Source organism: Sphingomonas sp. SphC10 (assembly GCF_057004845.1).
The window spans coordinates 544,359-561,172 of the sequence record NZ_CM168044.1 but is presented as its reverse complement, the minus strand read 5'-3'; the positions used below and the strand labels follow the sequence as shown (position 1 = coordinate 561,172).

Annotated in this window: 15 protein-coding genes and 1 tRNA gene; 7 read left to right on the top strand and 9 right to left on the bottom strand. The window is 58.1% G+C overall.

Annotated elements, in window-relative coordinates:
• Positions 1-31 precede the first annotated feature (31 nt).
• Both ACWKSV_RS02600 and ACWKSV_RS02595 read right to left on the bottom strand, forming a co-directional pair.
• Positions 32-709: a septal ring lytic transglycosylase RlpA family protein gene (locus ACWKSV_RS02600; RefSeq protein ID WP_083706622.1), complete on the bottom strand. Its 678-nt coding sequence runs from the start codon at positions 707-709 to the stop codon at positions 32-34.
• Entirely contained in the window at positions 693-1,736 is a 1,044-nt protein-coding gene (locus ACWKSV_RS02595; RefSeq protein ID WP_076715731.1) for a lytic murein transglycosylase, read from the bottom strand. The genes ACWKSV_RS02600 and ACWKSV_RS02595 overlap by 17 nt, the downstream gene beginning before the upstream one ends.
• Positions 1,737-1,878: 142 nt before the next feature.
• Here ACWKSV_RS02595 and ACWKSV_RS02590 point away from each other — a divergent pair.
• Positions 1,879-1,968: transfer RNA gene (locus ACWKSV_RS02590), tRNA-Ser, on the top strand.
• Between the two features lie 145 nt (positions 1,969-2,113).
• On the opposite strand, the gene ACWKSV_RS02585 is transcribed toward ACWKSV_RS02590, so the two are convergent.
• A complete protein-coding gene (locus ACWKSV_RS02585) occupies positions 2,114-2,809 on the bottom strand; it encodes a DUF2290 domain-containing protein (RefSeq protein ID WP_191864669.1) in 696 nt (231 codons plus the stop codon).
• Entirely contained in the window at positions 2,796-4,979 is a 2,184-nt protein-coding gene (locus ACWKSV_RS02580) for a DEAD/DEAH box helicase (RefSeq protein WP_191864670.1), read from the bottom strand. The genes ACWKSV_RS02585 and ACWKSV_RS02580 overlap by 14 nt, the downstream gene beginning before the upstream one ends.
• Before the next feature lie 190 nt (positions 4,980-5,169).
• Here ACWKSV_RS02580 and ACWKSV_RS02575 point away from each other — a divergent pair, with 190 nt between their 5' ends.
• The gene (locus tag ACWKSV_RS02575) at positions 5,170-5,748 is read left to right on the top strand and encodes a recombinase family protein (RefSeq protein ID WP_191864671.1); all 579 of its coding nucleotides are present in this window, start codon (positions 5,170-5,172) and stop codon (positions 5,746-5,748) included.
• A gap of 3 nt (positions 5,749-5,751) precedes the next feature.
• Here ACWKSV_RS02575 and ACWKSV_RS02570 read toward each other — a convergent pair whose 3' ends face one another.
• The 3 genes from ACWKSV_RS02570 to ACWKSV_RS02560 all read right to left on the bottom strand — a co-directional run bounded on the left by ACWKSV_RS02570 (position 5,752) and on the right by ACWKSV_RS02560 (position 7,354).
• Positions 5,752-5,877: a hypothetical protein gene (locus tag ACWKSV_RS02570; protein ID WP_483666878.1), complete on the bottom strand. Its 126-nt coding sequence runs from the start codon at positions 5,875-5,877 to the stop codon at positions 5,752-5,754.
• A gap of 2 nt (positions 5,878-5,879) precedes the next feature.
• Positions 5,880-6,071, bottom strand: coding sequence for a hypothetical protein (locus ACWKSV_RS02565; RefSeq protein ID WP_191864672.1), 192 nt, complete (start codon positions 6,069-6,071; stop codon positions 5,880-5,882).
• A gap of 740 nt (positions 6,072-6,811) precedes the next feature.
• Positions 6,812-7,354: a hypothetical protein gene (locus tag ACWKSV_RS02560; RefSeq protein ID WP_191864673.1), complete on the bottom strand. Its 543-nt coding sequence runs from the start codon at positions 7,352-7,354 to the stop codon at positions 6,812-6,814.
• Positions 7,355-7,833: 479 nt separating this feature from the next.
• On the opposite strand from ACWKSV_RS02560, the gene ACWKSV_RS02555 reads away from it, so the two are divergent.
• Complete coding sequence (locus tag ACWKSV_RS02555) at positions 7,834-8,292, top strand: hypothetical protein (RefSeq protein ID WP_483666877.1); 459 nt, start codon at positions 7,834-7,836, stop codon at positions 8,290-8,292.
• 250 nt (positions 8,293-8,542) lie between these two features.
• On the opposite strand, the gene ACWKSV_RS02550 is transcribed toward ACWKSV_RS02555, so the two are convergent.
• Together ACWKSV_RS02550 and ACWKSV_RS02545 are read right to left on the bottom strand one after the other, a co-directional pair.
• Positions 8,543-8,743: a helix-turn-helix transcriptional regulator gene (locus ACWKSV_RS02550; protein ID WP_082678219.1), complete on the bottom strand. Its 201-nt coding sequence runs from the start codon at positions 8,741-8,743 to the stop codon at positions 8,543-8,545.
• Between the two features lie 131 nt (positions 8,744-8,874).
• Positions 8,875-10,086 (bottom strand): tyrosine-type recombinase/integrase, encoded by a 1,212-nt coding sequence (locus ACWKSV_RS02545; protein ID WP_191864675.1) that lies wholly within the window; start codon positions 10,084-10,086, stop codon positions 8,875-8,877.
• A gap of 283 nt (positions 10,087-10,369) precedes the next feature.
• On the opposite strand from ACWKSV_RS02545, the gene ACWKSV_RS02540 reads away from it, so the two are divergent.
• The 4 genes from ACWKSV_RS02540 (at position 10,370) to ACWKSV_RS02525 (ending at position 16,802) form a co-directional block, all read left to right on the top strand.
• Complete coding sequence (locus tag ACWKSV_RS02540; protein WP_076715729.1) at positions 10,370-10,804, top strand: pyridoxamine 5'-phosphate oxidase family protein; 435 nt, start codon at positions 10,370-10,372, stop codon at positions 10,802-10,804.
• Positions 10,805-10,835: 31 nt separating this feature from the next.
• A complete protein-coding gene (locus ACWKSV_RS02535; protein ID WP_076718067.1) occupies positions 10,836-11,828 on the top strand; it encodes an SDR family oxidoreductase in 993 nt (330 codons plus the stop codon).
• Between the two features lie 95 nt (positions 11,829-11,923).
• Positions 11,924-13,969, top strand: a complete 2,046-nt coding sequence (locus tag ACWKSV_RS02530; protein WP_156884238.1) for a M13 family metallopeptidase — start codon at positions 11,924-11,926, stop codon at positions 13,967-13,969.
• A gap of 397 nt (positions 13,970-14,366) precedes the next feature.
• Positions 14,367-16,802, top strand: a complete 2,436-nt coding sequence (locus ACWKSV_RS02525; RefSeq protein WP_083706620.1) for a TonB-dependent receptor plug domain-containing protein — start codon at positions 14,367-14,369, stop codon at positions 16,800-16,802.
• Positions 16,803-16,814: the final 12 nt, after the last annotated feature.

Below are 16,814 nucleotides of genomic sequence, written 5' to 3'. Positions count from 1 at the left end.
GGGTGTTCCGTGACCAAAGGGAGCCGGGAGGTCAATCCTGATGCAGGATGCGGGCGTCGTCATAACCGGCCTCTGCCGCCGCGTCACGCAGCGCTTTGGCGGAATCGGCATTCATTTCGGCGCGTTCGACCCGCCAGACGCGACCGGCGGCGTTCGCCCGTGCGGCGAACCGCTGGGCCAGCGCCTGGGCGCGCGCCTGGCTGGAAAAGCTCGCGATCTGCACACGGTAGCGGGCCTGGGGATCGAGCGCGATCGGGCGGGCGACCGGCGGAACGGCACTCGCCCCCGCCAGGATCAGGCCCGGCCTGTCGCTGCCCGGCGACAGCGCCCGCACCCGGATATGCGCGACGGCACGCCGGTTGGTGCCCAGCAGCTTGGCCGCGCCCAGCGACAGGTCGGCCACCCGGTCGGCACGCCCCGGTCCCCGGTCCCCGACCCGCGCGACGATCGCCCGGCCGGTATCGACGTCCGTCACCTCGACCATCGACTCGAGCGGCAGGGTGCGGTGCGCGATCATCACATCGTCGGGATCGAAGCGCTTGCCCGTCGCGGTGCGCCGCCCGGCCAACTCATGCCCGTACCAGCTCGCCTGGCCGGTAGCGTCATACTTGCCGTAACGCACCGGCGCGGCATCATCAGCGGGGGCAGCAGCAACCGGCGCGGCGAATGCCAGCGCCAGCAGCGCAATCGCCTCAGCCCGCAATCGCATCGGCCAGCAACCCCACGGAGAGCGCGTAGAAGTTCGAGCAATTGTAATCCAGAATGACCCGGTAATTGCCGGTCAGCAAATAGGCGGTCGCCCCCTGCCCGTCCGGCTCCATCAGCGTCGCCAGCACCTGGTCGTTCGGCCATGCCGCGCCCTGCGGCACGATGCCCAGCGCGCGCCACTCGGCGATGGTCCGCCAGCCGCTATGTCGCTCGAACACGCGCGGGCAGCGCGGGCTGACCAGCCGATTGCGCACCATCGATCGGTCGAACCCGGCGGGCACCGTCACCGCAAAGCCCCAGGGCTGGCCCGCGCGCCATCCGGCATTGACGAAATAATTGCCGATCGAGGCCAGCGTATCCGCCTCGCTGTTCCAGATGTCCGCGCGCCCGTCGCCATCGCCGTCGCGGGCCAGGCGCAGATAGATGGAGGGCAGGAACTGCGGATTGCCGGTCGCACCGGCCCAACTGCCCTTCAGCTGATCGCGGGTCACGCCCCGGTCCATCATCTTCAGCGCGGCGATGAACTCGCCCTCGAACAGCGGCCGCCGCCGTCCCTCATAGGCCAGGCTCGCCAGCGAACGCAGCAGGTCGAAATTGCCGGTATAGGCCCCGTAATTCGTCTCATGCCCCCAGATCGCGACCATGATCGATTCCGGCACGCCCGTCTCGCGCTCGATCCGCGACAGGCGCGGGCGCTGCGCCAGATATTTGGTCCGCCCCCGCCCGATACGCGCGGCATCGACATGCGCGGCCTTATAGGGAGCAAAGGGGCTGAACCCGCTATTGGCCGGGCCGCCGGGCTGGCGCCGGTCCAGCTCGATCACGCGCGAATTTAGCGTCAGCGTCGGCAGCACCGAGTCCAGCGTCGCCCGGCTGACGCCTTGCGCCGTCGCGGTGCCGCGCACCTGTTGCAGATAGGTCTGGAACCCGGCCTCGTCCTGCGCGCAGGCGGGTGCCGCGCTGACCGAGGCCGCAAAGATCGACACGATGGCGAGGCGCTTCAGGCGCCGGGTAATGTCCCCCCACATGCAAGCCTATGTGCCATAGCCGGGCCGAAGCCGGAACCTCGCACCACCGCAAGACCGGCACGCCCAGCCGCGCCGCCCGCCCTCAAATCGACAGTGGATTCAACCGGCGGCTTGGCGTACAGGCCCCTCCCACCGCGATCCCGGAAGAGTGGCCGAGCGGTTTAAGGCACCGGTCTTGAAAACCGGCGATGGTGCAAGCCATCCGTGGGTTCGAATCCCACCTCTTCCGCCATAAAAGCAGAATTATTGTTATAAAACAATGGTTTGTGGATGGTGTGCTTTTTCCGACCAACACCTCACCCAACATATTGGGGAAGCACACGTCCCCGTTACGAGAATGGCCACCCGTTGCGACGCCTGCGCTTTCTCAACGCTGTCTACCCAAACGAAAAACTGCGACGTTCAGCACTGTCGAATAGGTCGGAGCCAATAACTCGACAGTCGGTCCGCGCCGCAATTAGGTCAGCCTCTAAGGGGTTCCCGAAAGCATGGCTTTCGTCTGCAAGGGACCTCCAACGCTCACCATGATACTGCTTTGTCACCCACATGGTAAACGCGAGCGGAGTCAGAATGCGCGACAAAGGCCACCGATTATCACCGTGATGACCAATGTGCAGATGAGAGCACGGGTGAGAAAGCCCTTTTCGCTGCTCTGGCGAATTCTCATACCTAATGAGCGGCACACGAAGTTCAGGACTTTCCTTGCCACGCAATAAAGATAAATAATCCTCGTATGGCATCATATCCGCTTGGACCATTTCCCTGTATGACCGCATTTGTGCATAGCGGTCTTCTGCTGCAAGAAATGGATTAGGATAGTACGCATACCTCACTTCATTTTCAGAAGACCAGCCGAACTGGAAAAAAGAAAAATCATTAAGAGATATGTTAAAGAATGATTTCTCCAAACACTTCATGTATATCTCGTCGTACTTAGCTGGCGAAGATGATAACCTCCTAATCTCTTCATCAACCTGCAAAGGGTCCACCTTGCTAAGCGTTTCTGATAAATCGATCTTCTCTAAAAACTGCCAGCTTTGATGAATGCCATGCTGAACATCATTCCTCGTCATACCCGCCCCCGAAGGCAAGCAATTCACTGGCTTCGTTTTGCCCTATCCCCTCGGCTTGCAAGCGCTTTAGATATTCCTCTCTGATAGCCTTTGCTTTTATACTTCTTAAACTCAAATCCCTTTGTATGGTTTCTACCGCTGCCAAGTCTGGCATTATGAAATCGAGATTAGGGTAATGTCCTATGGCAGTTTGGAGCTCATGCATCACTGGCATTGCCGCACTACCGACGCCTGAAACCCGCAACCAGGCCTTTGTCCTTGTAAAGGCCGTAAAAAGCTTATTGCGACCAGATCGAAGCTTAAGACTAACCGCGTTGACACCCATTGCTATAACTACAATAGCTTCGTTACCCTTTGCGCGATAGACCGTTGACAATGTTACATGTCCATCAAGTGTAAATGCTGGCTCATTGTATGGATCGGCTATGATATTGTTTGAATGTATACCATCAAGAGCTAACTTCTCTGACAGGCTTTTAAAAGCACTTCGAGACGATCTGTCATCTAGACATATTACAAGGATATCCTCGGGTCGCAGTCCACCATTTAAGAATTTTCGAACCTCCGCCGCCGCCCAGATTATTTCATTTTCAGCAGTGTCAGCTACGTGCGTGTCGATAGTCTCTACACCGCTTGTAGCAGCGATACTCACCGGACTATTATCGGAAGGCCTAAGTATTCTAATCGGCTTACCAATTGTGAAAGGACCATCTGTAATAACTTCGTAGCCGACATCTTCCCAATGTTCTCGACTTTCCAATAACTGAACTATCGAATCACTGTAAATGCCAAAGCCCAGAGCATGCGCGCTCAACAGTACTTCCCGCTGATTTCTATAACACTTGCTAAGAACGTGATCATTTGTCCCCCCAGACGGAAGGCTGGACGATGATCTTTCTAAAGATATCCTAGCCTGTCCGTCATAGTCTTGACCGAACAGAAATTCGGGAGACCTTATTGTTACATCCAGTATGTTTTGAAGCTCGTCGTAAGCCCATATAATATTTTTCTTGTCACGCTCCCCCTTTGCCAGGAAAAAGCACAACTCATAAAATCCAGCAGGAAAATCCTGCCCTTCATCGATCAGCACATGATCATAATACGGCTGCACGGCAACCGAACTAATCAGATTTCTACAAGCAAAATCAAATGGATCGATTCTTCCAATTTTCTTTTTCTGGACGTACTCCAATGCGGCTGCGCTTTGAGCCTCCCCAAAGTTCATTGGATGAATAGATTGGCGGCGGCACGCATCTGCGTAAGCTCCACTAGATCGTGAACCACCCCACCCGTGCCGAATATCAATTTGATCCCAATTGGGGTCCTCGTCCCGATAATGCCGGTAAAAACGCGTTACGAGGTTCTTGATTGTAGCACGTAGACTGCGCGTGTAGAATGTAATCAATATACGATCATTAGGCCGTGTCAGATGAAGGTGAGCCGCCTTCATTGCTAAGATTACTGTCTTACCTGAACCTGCAAGGCCCCGAATGCGCTGGGGTCCATTCACGCTTATAAGCGCCACCCTGCGTTGACGCTGGTCAAAATTAGCTATTTCCGACTCCAGCTTCGCCACTGCGTCCGCCAGGGGCTGGGACGCCGGATCATCAACGGTTCGAGGCTTAGGGCGAGTAAGTGCCTTTGCCCCCTCAACTACAGAGCGAAGCTCCGAAAATGCGTCAGAAGATAATGGCGCATCAGCAAGTCCAACAATCAAATTGTCGATTCCCTGGAGCGATGTGATAACTTGGCTATCAGTATCAGGAACGAAGAACCCCGGAGTAGTACTTGGCGAGAATATAACCGGCGTTACTGGTACTTTCGCCTGCCCCATTCCCCGACGCAAGAGTTTACTCTTCACCATCCGGCCAATTAGTATACTACAAAACTGAATAAGAGACTCATCGTACCGGGACATGGCCGATGGAGACGGACTTTCAGCCTGCAAGTCTAAAAATCGAAGGGCTATTACGCCATGAATAGGAGATATTATTAAGGCGTCAGGTTTGTGAGCCACCGTCTCATAATCAGAATAAGTGGGAAAATCATAATATAGCGCAGCATTTTCTAGGTCGAGTGCGGACGCTTGCGCTCTGACGTGCGCCAATAACTCTCGCCCTATCGGGTCACGCGATAGGCGGTCGGTAGTAATTAGAATATCAATCGCCATACGGTCCCTCGTTTCGCCCTACATAATAGGCGAAGAACCGGCGTTCGCTAGCTCCCAAGCCGAAAGAACCGCATGCACCAAAAACGATCGGTTTCGATACACGCTGCCCGACGGTAACATAAAATAGGGATTCGACATTTCGATACAGTGGTCATATACGAGCCAGGTATTCGATACAGGAGTCGATCCCTTGGTCCGTACGTTCCTCTATTGCCGCGTTTCCACTTCCGACCAATCCACCGATAATCAGGTCAGCGAGGTGGAAGCGGCAGGTTTCAAGGTGGAGCCGCGTCGCATCGTGGTCGAAACCGTGTCAGGCTCTGTTCCCGCTATGGAGCGCAAGGGCTTTGCAAAGCTGCTCGACCGCATGGAAACTGGCGACGTGCTCCTCGTGACCAAGCTCGACCGCCTAGGTCGAAACGCTATGGACCTTCGCGCCACCGTGGATCGGTTGGCAGACGAAGGAATACGGGTTCACTGCCTTGCACTTGGAGGTGTGGACTTGACCTCCCCGGCGGGTCGTATGACCATGCAGGTCATCGCCGCCGTTGCAGAGTTTGAACGCGATCTACTAATTGAGCGAACCCAGGCGGGCCTTAAAAGAGCCAAGGCGCAAGGAAAGGCTCTAGGAAGGCCGCAGAGCCTCAATGCGTCCCAGCAGGAGGAAATCCTTGCCGCACGAAAGGAAGGCGTCTCCTTGGGCGTTTTAGCGGCTAAATACGGCGTTTCCCGTGCCGCTATCCAACGGGTAGAGAAGCGGACGGTATAGGCGTTAAGGGCTTTTCGCTATCCGTCGTTTGGCCCTATCAAATAACCTGCTTCCTTCATAGACGATCAGCGCCACCATCGTTCCATAGTACATGGCATTGGTGATGGCGGCGGTGATCGTCCAGAACATTGTTAAGCGGCCTTTGCGCCGGGCGTGCCGCACTCTGCGAACTTACCCTTAGCGTCTTTGCATCGCGTGACCTTCGCGGGTGCTTTGTCCGGGCACTTGATGAATTTGCCCTTGGCATCCCTACACGGGGCGGCGAGCGCGGGCGTTGCTACCATCGTAAAGGCAGCAGCGGCGAACATCAGGTTGCGGACCATGGCATTCTCCTAGCCGGTTGAGTCGGCCTGGGGAGGCTACTCCCATCGCCGCCTGGATCAACGTGCCTTGCGAATCGTTCCCTCTTTGTTCTAGTTTGTTTGGAGCAAAGGAGCATCGGTCATGCAGCATGATACGCAGCTAAGGGCAGCGGCGGAGGCAATTTATAATGAATGCTACCCTTCGGACGAGTGGAGTCCGCTGCCGTTCGAGGATGCCGAGCGGTACGGCACAATCCACTATCGACAAGCGGTAGGGGCGGCACAGAAAGCAAGGGCGGTACTGTCTGATGCTGGGGTACAATTGCAGCTAACCGCCGTCTTGTAAGCTGGTGTGCTGAACGATGACGAATATGACCACCTGAACCGCAAGCTTCGGAACCTAGAGCATTGCGCCCTTCATCGGCGAACAATTGAGGTTACCTGTCTGCGGTGTAACCGGGTTAAGCGGTTCGATGCCGTTGCCCTGTGGTGGCTCTTTGAAAAGCAGCATTGGGACGATGCCCTAACGGATGCCACCAAGCGCTTTCGATGCTCTAGCTGTCCTAAACCAGGCAACAGGGGGGCGATACGCTGGCGGATAACCCGTGATCGCCCCGATGATGACCAACCGCCGTATCCAGACGAAGCAACGTGGAGGCGGTTGGTATCACGGTATAGATCATAAACAAGAATGACGGTTTCGCGATTTACCTTCAAACAAATGCGCTATGCCATTCCGACCATCAAGACTTCTCAACGCCTCATGCCTTCTTGCAAGAATCTCGCTCCGCAATGAAGGCATTGTAGTCATCAAAGGCCGTTGATAGGTCCGCCTCGATAGGAAGATGGTTTCCATAACCATCAGTTGCCCTGCCTTTTTTAGTAGAGCTATCGTAATAAAATTCTTTGAAGCCGGTATATGCGCCCATGGCGTTTTTGCCGTTTACTTTACCCGTTACGCAATGCCCATAGGCAAACAAATCTTTGAATTGGGCTGATGATGGATCAAGAAAATCCTTTGTTATATATTCCTTTCCCGCCAGCTCTAAAGCAGGGTCATTGTGGAATTGTGTTCGCTCCTCTAGGTCTGCCTGAATAAAGATATACAAAGCCAAGCAAACAGCGCCAATCGTACCGGCGCTTAATGGGAACACCCACCGAGGCATACGACCTTCGGAATGCGACTTGTGATTTTCTGCTGTGCTTGCAGCGGTGCCATCAAGGCGAAGTCCACAATAGCGACAGACTTTTGCGACGCGCTTGATCGTCTCTGCGCAGTCGGGACAGGTAGTAAGATCGTCCATAATGCCCCCTTTCATAAGGGGCTTACCCGGCGAAAAGCCGGGTGTTAGGAACCCTGCACGTAGCACAAGGCCCGTCGTTTTTGGGACGAGTCCTTGGACAGCACGACGGCACCCGGCCGACGAAACTCGACCAGGCTACGTGACAGAGGGGTTCCTACGCCCCACGCTCCCGATTTGGGAGAGCGCGCCAGAAGGATGCCTCAATCAATCGGATTGAGCAAGATGGAAACAGGTGAACCCTTAGATATAAAGCAAATAGCTTTCTAACTAGTTCCCAATTTTTGCTGTAGTGCTAAATTCACCTCACACTACTTAATTAGAAACGCTCATATACAATTGAATCTCAATGGACAGCGGGCATAGGCGGGGTTAGCGCGCCGCATTTGTTTGCGCACGTTACGATTACACTTGCAATGCCGGGATGCGTACTATACTAGCGTCCCCTGGCAATATGAAGGAGATTTGCGAATAGGAAGATAATGAGTAGAACTTTAATCAAATATGCAACCATGAAAGAGATGGTTGATAGGGTGGAGCCCGACACCTTTATTACGCTTAGCGTAAAGCAATCCCTGCCTGCTGGCTTGGGGCCTCATTTTGTAGGCAATCATGAGCGGTATGACAGGGTGATGGCTCAAACCCTGAAGAAGGTCGGCGGAAAGATTCACGGAAAGCGTAAATCACGGCGCAAAGGCCATCTCATCAAAAATATTAGCACCCTCGAGCGGGGCAAGGACGGTCGCTGGCACATACATTGTTGCCTAAAGCGGCCCAGTCATGTTAATATAGAAGAATTCAGAGAGATATTTCTAGATTGTTGGGAAAAATCTCGCTGGTATTTGCCCATACATGATTTTCAAGAAATTGATGGTGGTGCACCAATTTATATAATGAAAACCGGACAGGACAGCTTCCTAACAGAATCGCTACACATTTGATTATTTGCGCTCAACGGCGAGCCCCTTCAAACGCGATATCTGCTCTCGGTTTTCAACTTTACGGACATTTTTGGACGTTTTACAAGTCGGCCCTAGAAAGCCGTACTTGTCTTTAATCATGCCCAAATAAGAAAGATAAATATGAAATAGAATAAATATAAAAGTTTACGAATGTTATATGAAAGTTAACGCTATAACATGAATTTCAACCAAAACGTTAACATTATTAAACACGATATAATCCTTCATATTACCAGCCCTTATTCGACGGAATCGCCATCTCCCGGCTTTCGATCCAGCTTTGCAGGTCGGACATACGCCAACCAACTGCACGTGGACCTAGCTGGATCGGACGAGGAAATAGGTTTCGATCCATCGCGGCATAGATGGAGCTACGGCTTAAACCGACCATCTTTTCCACAGCAGGACGGCGAAGAATTTGAGTGTTCATTTTGGCTCTCCAAAAACCTGATGAACACTCGAAATCTCATTTTTCGAACAGCGTCAATATGCTGATTTTGCTTAGAATTTTAGATGCTCTAAACAAAATTACTTCTGATGCCGAAAAGAAAATCGGCCCATTCAATCGCCTGAAACATCAGCATTTTTTGAGGGCGTTCTCGAAATGTAGTTCGACCAATCCGCCATCAAAATTTTTCGCTTATCCAGCAGATCGGACCGATGATAGGCCGCTTCCACCTTGTTTCGGATCGTATGGGCTAGGGCAAACTCCACCACTTGATGGGGGTGATTCGTCATCTCTCCGGCCCAGTCTCTAAAGCTGCTACGGAACCCATGGGGCACCGCATCAATCCCCTGCTCCCTGACAAGCTTCGATAGCGTCATATCCGATAAGACCTTCCCGCGAAGGCTGGGGAACGCAAGGTCGCAATCATCCTGCTTCAAGGCCTTGGCTCGCTCCAATATGGCAAGCGACTGTGGAGTCAGCGGAACACGATGATCCCGCTTCATCTTCATACGTTCGGCAGGGACGACCCATACCCGGTCATCAAGGTTTATCTCCGACCACAGTGCGCCCCTGACCTCCCCAGACCGGCAAGCGGTATGAACAAGGAACTCAAATGCGAGTTTAGTCGCGTCAAAAGCGCAACTTTCAGATATTTTCTGAATTGCAGAATAAACCTCACGATACGGTAAGGCCCGCATATGTTTGACCTTAGATCGATCATGCTTAGCCAAAGCCTGTTGCACAGCAACCGAAGGATCATCGGTTCGATAGCCATGGGCAATCGCCCACTTTAGCACAATACCAATACGCTGTTTAACCCGACTGGCGGTTTCCGGCGTAGAAAGCCAGATAGGATCAAGGACATTCAAAATGTCCCCACTATCGATATTATCAATCCGCTTATTTCCTATGATAGGAATTGCATACTTCTCTAACGTCGCCAGCCACTGCTTTTGATGCTTTTCATTGCGCCAAGTTGTCTCACGATGACCATGCACTATTGATACGGCTTTTTCGAACGTAGGAATGGTCTGTGAGCGCCTTTTGACGGCAAGAGGGTCTTCACCTGCCCTGGCAAGCTTTCGCTGCTCTAGGGCTTTCTCTCGGGCTTCTTTCAGACCCACGAGGGCAACAGACCCCAGGCCCAAATCTCGACGCTTGCCATGAATGACGATGCGTTGAACCCAGCGCTTCGCCCCAGAGGCATCGACTTTGAGGTAGAGACCTTGCCCATCATTATAGAGACCTGGCTCCTTTGCTGCCCTGACGGCGGCGGCGGTTAGGCGATTATCCTGATGGCGACCAGTTGGTTTCGTTCCTGACATGCACCCCACATAACGTACCACATTAAAAAAGCGAATAGCCCCGCATTTACTGGAACGTACTGGAACCTATTGTTTAAATAGTCAAAAGAAACAGGGTGTTATGGGATTCCTTGGAACTTGCTGGAATAGGCTATGGAAGACACCTCTTCCGCCATCCGGCGCTCGCGCTGATGCGCTTTCAGACCCGATGAACCCTATCGGCTTTCGCCCGTTACGAACTCCGCGCAATTTCAGGGATTTGGCTTTCCGCCAATGCCTGCGACCTTGCCGGGAGAATGATCGCATGGCGACGATGACGCTGCCTGAACTGGCGAAGAAGATGGCTAAGCTCGATTTCGCGATGCTGGCGACGCAAAGCGCGTCCGGGGCGATGACGGCGCGGCCGATGAGCAACAATGGCGATGTCGATTATGACGGCGACAGCTATTTCTTCGCCTATGCCCAGTCGCGCAAGGTGGCCGAGATCCAGGCTCAGCCGCTGGTGACGCTCAGCTATACCGGAGCGGTCGGGATGCTGGGCGGGCCGCCGCTATTCGTCGCGATCGAGGGGCGCGCCGCGCTGATCCAGGATCGTGCCCAGTTCGAGGCGCATTGGACCAAGGATCTGGACCATTATTTCCCCGAAGGCATCGACACGCCAGGCGTGGTCATGATCCGGGTCCATGCCGAGCGTATCCGTTACTGGGATGGCGAAGACGAGGGCGAAATCGCCGCCTGACACCTCCCCTGTCTTTGTGAAGGACATCGACATGAGCGATTTCGAAACCTCGCGGCGCGGCGTCCTGGGTGGGGCGGCGCTGGGGCTGGCGGCCACGGCGGCACCGGGCGCGGCGGCGGCGCAGGCGGGTGCCGATAGCGTGCCCAGCCTGCGCGATCCGCGCTCGGCCTATACCCGCACGCCCTTCCCCGAGCAACGTCAGCCCTGGCCCGCGCTCGCCAGCAAGATGACGCCCCGCCCCGATCATGGCGAGACCAGCTATCGCGGATCGAGCAAGCTGACGGGACGCAAGGCGTTGCTGACCGGCGGGGACAGCGGCATCGGCCGCGCCGCCGCCATCGCCTTTGCCCGCGAGGGAGCCGATGTCGCGATCAACTATCACCCCAGCGAGGAGCCGGACGCGCGCGAGGTTGCCGATCTGATCCGTCAGGCGGGGCGCAAGGCGGTGCTGCTGCCCGCCGATATCCGCACGCAAAAGGCCTGCGAGGAGGTGGTGCGCAAGGCGATCGCGCAGCTCGGCGGCCTCGACCTGCTGGTCAACAATGCCGCCTATCAACAGTCCAAGGCGGACATCATGGAGATCAGCGACGAGCAGTTCGTCCGCACCTATGAGACCAACGTCTATCACGTCTTCCGCTTTTCCAAGGCGGCGATCCCGTCGATGCCGCCGGGGTCGGTCATCATCAACACCATCTCGCAGAACAGCTATGATCCGGGCGAGGACCTGATCGACTATGCCTCGACCAAGGCGGCGATCCAGAACCTGACGCGGGGCATGGCCAAGCAGCTGGCTAAGAAGGGTATTCGGGTCAACGCCGTATCGCCCGGCCCGATCTGGACCCCGCTTCAGGTCGCGGGCGGGCAGTTGCCGGGCAAGATGCACGAGTTCGGCCAGGACACCTCGCTCGGCCGCGCGGGACAACCCGCCGAGCTGGCCTCGCTTTATGTCGCGCTGGCGAGCGGCGAGGCGACCTTCTCCACCGGCACCGCCGTCGGCGCGCATGGCGGCAAGGGCTTTCCGTAAGCGGCGATCATGACGTGAAGTTCATGTTATGATCCTTGACTTAAAGGCTGCGAAGGGTGCTCCATCGGGCTTGAACTCCCGATTTCAGGATCATCATGAAGCGCTTTGCCTTTGCGGTCGCCCTCCTCGCCTCCTCCGCCGCCATTGCCCAGACGGGCCTGTTGCCCGGCGTCGACACGGCGCTGATCGACGACAGCGTGAAACCCGGCGACAATTTCAACGACTATGCCAACGGGACATGGATCAAGACCGCACAGATTCCGGCGGATAGATCCTCGATCGGGGTCGGGCTGGACGTCTCGCTGCGGGCCGAGGGGCGCACTGCCGCGATCATCAAGGGCGCGGCATCGGCCAAGGGCGCGCCCGGTAGCGACGAACAGCGCATCGCCGATTATTATGCCGCCTATACCGATACCGCCGGGATCGAGGCGCGCGGGCTGACACCGATCCAGGGCGATCTGGCCGCCATCGCCGCGATCAGGGACAAGCGCGACCTGTCGCGCGCGATCGGCGCGGCCATGCGCTCGGACACCGATCCGTTCAACAACAACAATTACGCCAGCACCAACGACCTGTTCGGCCTGTTCGTCAGCCAGGATTTGAACCAGCCGACCCGCAACGTGCCCTATCTGATGCAGGGCGGGCTGGGCCTGCCCGACCGTGACTATTATCTGTCGGACAAGCCGGAGATGGCGGAAATCCGCACCGCGTACCGCGCCTATCTGACTCAGTTGATGACGCTGGCCGGGCTGTCCGATCCGCAGACCCGCGCCGACCGCGTCTTTGCGCTGGAGATGAAGATCGCCGCCGCACAGACCGACATCATCGCCAGCCAGGACGCGCATAAGGGCAACAATCCCTGGACCCGCGCCGATTTCGACACCAAGGCTCCCGGCATCGACTGGAACGCCTTCTGGACCGCATCGGGCGTGCCCGCCGGTCAGCGCGACTTCATCGCGTGGCAGCCGGATGCGATCACCAAGCTGTCGGCCTTGGTCGCCAGCGAGCCGCTGCAAAGCTGGCAGGACTGGCTGGCCTTCCACACGATCAACCAGGTTACGGGTTCGCTGCCCAAGGCGATCGACGATGCCTCGTTCGGCTTTTACGGCCGCACGCTGAACGGCACGCCCGCGCAGCAGCCGCGCGAGAAGCGGGGCATTTCGGCGGTCAACGGCGCGCTGGGCGAAGCGGTCGGTAAAATCTATGCCGCGCGCTATTTTCCGGCGTCTTCCAAGACCGAAATCCAGACGATGGTGAAGAACATCGTCGCCGCCTTCGACCGCCGCATCGCCGCGCTCGACTGGATGGCGCCCGCAACCAAGAAGGAAGCGCGCGCCAAACTCGCGGTGCTGAAGGTCGGCGTCGGCTATCCCGACCATTGGTGGAATTACCCCAAGTTCGACGTTCGCGCCGACGATCCGGTCGGCAATGCCCAGCGCGCCAGGCTGTCGCTCTATCGCTATCATCTGGCCAAGCTGGGCAAGCCGGTTGATCGCGGCGAGTGGTGGATGACGCCGCAGACGGTGAACGCGGTCAACCTGCCGCTCCAGAATGCGCTGAACTTCCCGGCCGCGATCCTGGAGAGCCCCTATTTCGATCCGAAGTTCGACGCGGCGGCCAATTACGGCGCGATCGGATCGGTAATCGGGCATGAGATCAGCCACAGCTTCGACAATCTGGGGTCCGATTTCGACTCCACCGGGCGTCTGCACAATTGGTGGACGCCCGCCGACCTGAAGCGGTTCGAGGGCGCCGGTCAGGCGCTGGTCGCGCAATATAGCGCCTATGAGGCGCTGCCCGGCCTTCACCTGAACGGCGAGCAGGAACTGGGCGAGAATATCGCCGACGTCGCAGGGCTGACCGCCTCCTATGAGGCGTACAAGGCCTCGCTGGGCGGCAAGCCCGCGCCGGTGATCGACGGCCTGACCGGCGACCAGCGCTTCTTCCTGGCCTTTGCGCAGAGCTGGCGCACCAAGATGCGCGAAAAGGCGCTGCGGGCGCGGATCGCGACCGATGTCCACGCGCCTGCGCCGTGGCGGGTGCTGACCGTACGCAACCTCGACGCCTGGTACGGCCCGTTCAAGGTGCAGCCCGGCCAGAAACTGTACCTGACGCCCGAACAGCGCGTCCACGTCTGGTAAGTTGCAGGTGGATCGACATTCACAATCCACTCTTCTTTCCCTCTCCCCTGGATAGGGGAGAGGGTTAGCGGAGCTTGCCAGCGTGCTGGCTAGCGCAGCTTGGGTGAGGGGTTGAGCGAGCCTTCGGCTCGCGCGCGCTCCGCGCGTCCACCCCTCACCCAGCTCCGACTAAGCCTTTGCTTTCGCAAAGACCAAGTCTGCGCAACCCTCTCCCCTCTGTGAGGGGAGAGGGGAGAGAGTTGTCGACTATCATGGACGTTTCGCCTTCCTCCCATCCGTCACCGCCAAGCCAACCTTATCGCCCCCCAAGCAAGCCTTGCGCCCCAATTCCCAGCAACGCTGTAGAGATAGGAGCAACAAAGCTCATCTCGTTGATAAGAATAGGGGGAATGACCCGATGCGCACCGCGCGATCCATGCTGCTTGGCGGCACCATGTTGCTGAGCCCGCTGCTGGCGGCACCCGCTCTGGCCCAGAGCACGACCGAGCCGACCGCCCAGACCGAGGCCGAACCTGCCGCCGCCCCGGCGCAGAACGATATCGTCGTGACCGGCACCCGCGCGCAGGGGCGCAGCCGCCTCGACTCCGTGTCTCCGGTCGACGTGCTGAGCGGCAACGCCCTGCGCGCGCAAGGAACGACGGAACTGGCCCAGGCGCTGTCGAGCGTCGCGCCCTCGATCGACTTTCCGCGTCAGGCGGCGGTGGACGGCACGGATGCGATCCGCCCGGCCACGTTGCGCGGCCTGTCGCCCGACCAGACGCTGGTGCTGATCAACGGCACGCGGGCGCATACCTCGGCGCTGCTCAACATCAACGGTTCGATCGGACGCGGTGCGGCCGCGGTCGACCTCAACACCATCCCGACGGTCGCGCTCGACCGAGTGGAGGTGCTGCGCGACGGCGCCTCGGCGCAATATGGCTCGGACGCGATTGCGGGTGTGGTCAATCTGCGGCTGCGCGAGGCCCGTTCGGGCGGCGGCGCGAACGTGACCTTCGGCACCTTCGCCACCCAATATGACGCCGCGCGCACCTCGCGATCGGTACGCGACGGCGAGTCCGTGACGATCAGCGGCTGGAAGGGCTTCGGCCTAGGCAGCGACGGCTTCCTGACGCTGTCGGGCGAATATGTCGCGCGCCAGCCGACCAACCGCGCTGATATCGACCCGCGTGGCCCCGCGCCGCAGCGTATCCGCGCCCGCTTCGGCGATCCGCAGATCGAACAGGGCACCGTCTACCTCAACGCCGCGCTGCCGCTCGGCGACAGCGGCTGGACGGCTTACGCCAATGGCGGTTTCCAGCAGCGCGACAGCGAAAGCGCAGCCTTCCCGCGGGTCGCGGGGGCGAACGCTGTCAATGTCGAGGCGGTTCGAGGCCTGTATCCGGACGGTTTCCTGCCGCTGATCGGCACGACGTCGCGCGATTATAACGCGACCGGTGGCGTGCGCGGTACGATCGGCGACTGGAATGCCGACCTTACCGTCAGCTATGGCCGCAACACGATCGACTTCGCGACGCTGAACTCGGCCAATTCGACCTATGGCAACGCCACGCTACGCGACTTCGACGATGGTCGCCTGACCTATGACCAGCTCGTCACCGGGCTCGACCTGTCGCGCGAATATTCGCTCGGCGCGGCGGTCTTCAACGTCGCAGCGGGTGCCGAATATCGCCGCGAGGGCTTCAAGATCGAGGCAGGCCAGCCCGAAAGCTACAACCGTGCGCCCGGCGCGGCCGCCAATCTGGCGTCGGGTGCGCAGGGTTTTGTCGGCTTCCGCCCGGAAAACCAGGTCGACGCGCATCGCAGCAACGGCAGCCTGTATCTGGATGTCGAGGCCAAGCTGTGGGATCGCCTGACCCTGGGTGCGGCCGTCCGTGGCGAGAGCTATTCGGACTTCGGCGAGACGGCGACCGCTAAATTCTCGGCCCGCTATGACGTCGCACCGTGGCTGGCCTTCCGTGGCACGCTGTCCACCGGCTTCCGCGCGCCGTCGCTGCAACAGCAATATTATACCTCGACCCAGACGCTGGTGACGAACGGCACCATCCTGGAAACCGGCCTCTATCCGGTCGACAGCACCCTCGCCCGGACGCTGGGCGCACTGCCGCTGGAGCCGGAGAAGTCGCGCAACTATTCGCTGGGCACGGTCGTGCGCTTCGGCGGGTTCAGCCTGACGGTCGACGGCTATCGCATCCGCATCCGCAACCAGATCGTGCTGTCGGAGAATATCCAGTCCTCGGCCAGCGCGCAGGTTGCTGGCCTTCTGTCGCCGTTCGGCGTGCAGGCGGCGCGCTTCTTCATCAACGGCGTCCAGACCACCACCAAGGGCCTGGACATCGTCGCCGCCTATAATTGGCGCAACGAGACGCTAGGCAATTTCAACCTGAGCGCGGCGGCGAACATCAACGACCTGTCCGTCGACCGGGTGCCGACCTCGACGGCCGCACTGAACCCCGCGCCCAGCCTGTTCGGCCGCAACCGTATCCTGACCATCGAACAGGGCACGCCGCGCACCAAGATCGTCGGCTCGGTCGACTGGACCCGTCAGGCGGTCGGCGCGACGCTGCGCGCGGTGCATTATGGCGATGTGCTGCAACCCGGATCGGTGGTCGCCAACGACCTCTATACCGGCCCGCGCACCATCGTTGATCTGGAGGGGCGGTATCGCTTCAACGACAATGTGTCGCTGGCGCTGGGGGCGTCGAACCTGTTCGACGTCTATCCCCGCACGACGCCCGCCGCGCTCAACAACAATGGTGTGACGGCATTCCCCTATTACTCGCCCTTCGGCTTCAACGGGCGGCAGCTTTACGGACGGTTGAACCTGACCTGGTAAGGCCTCCCCATT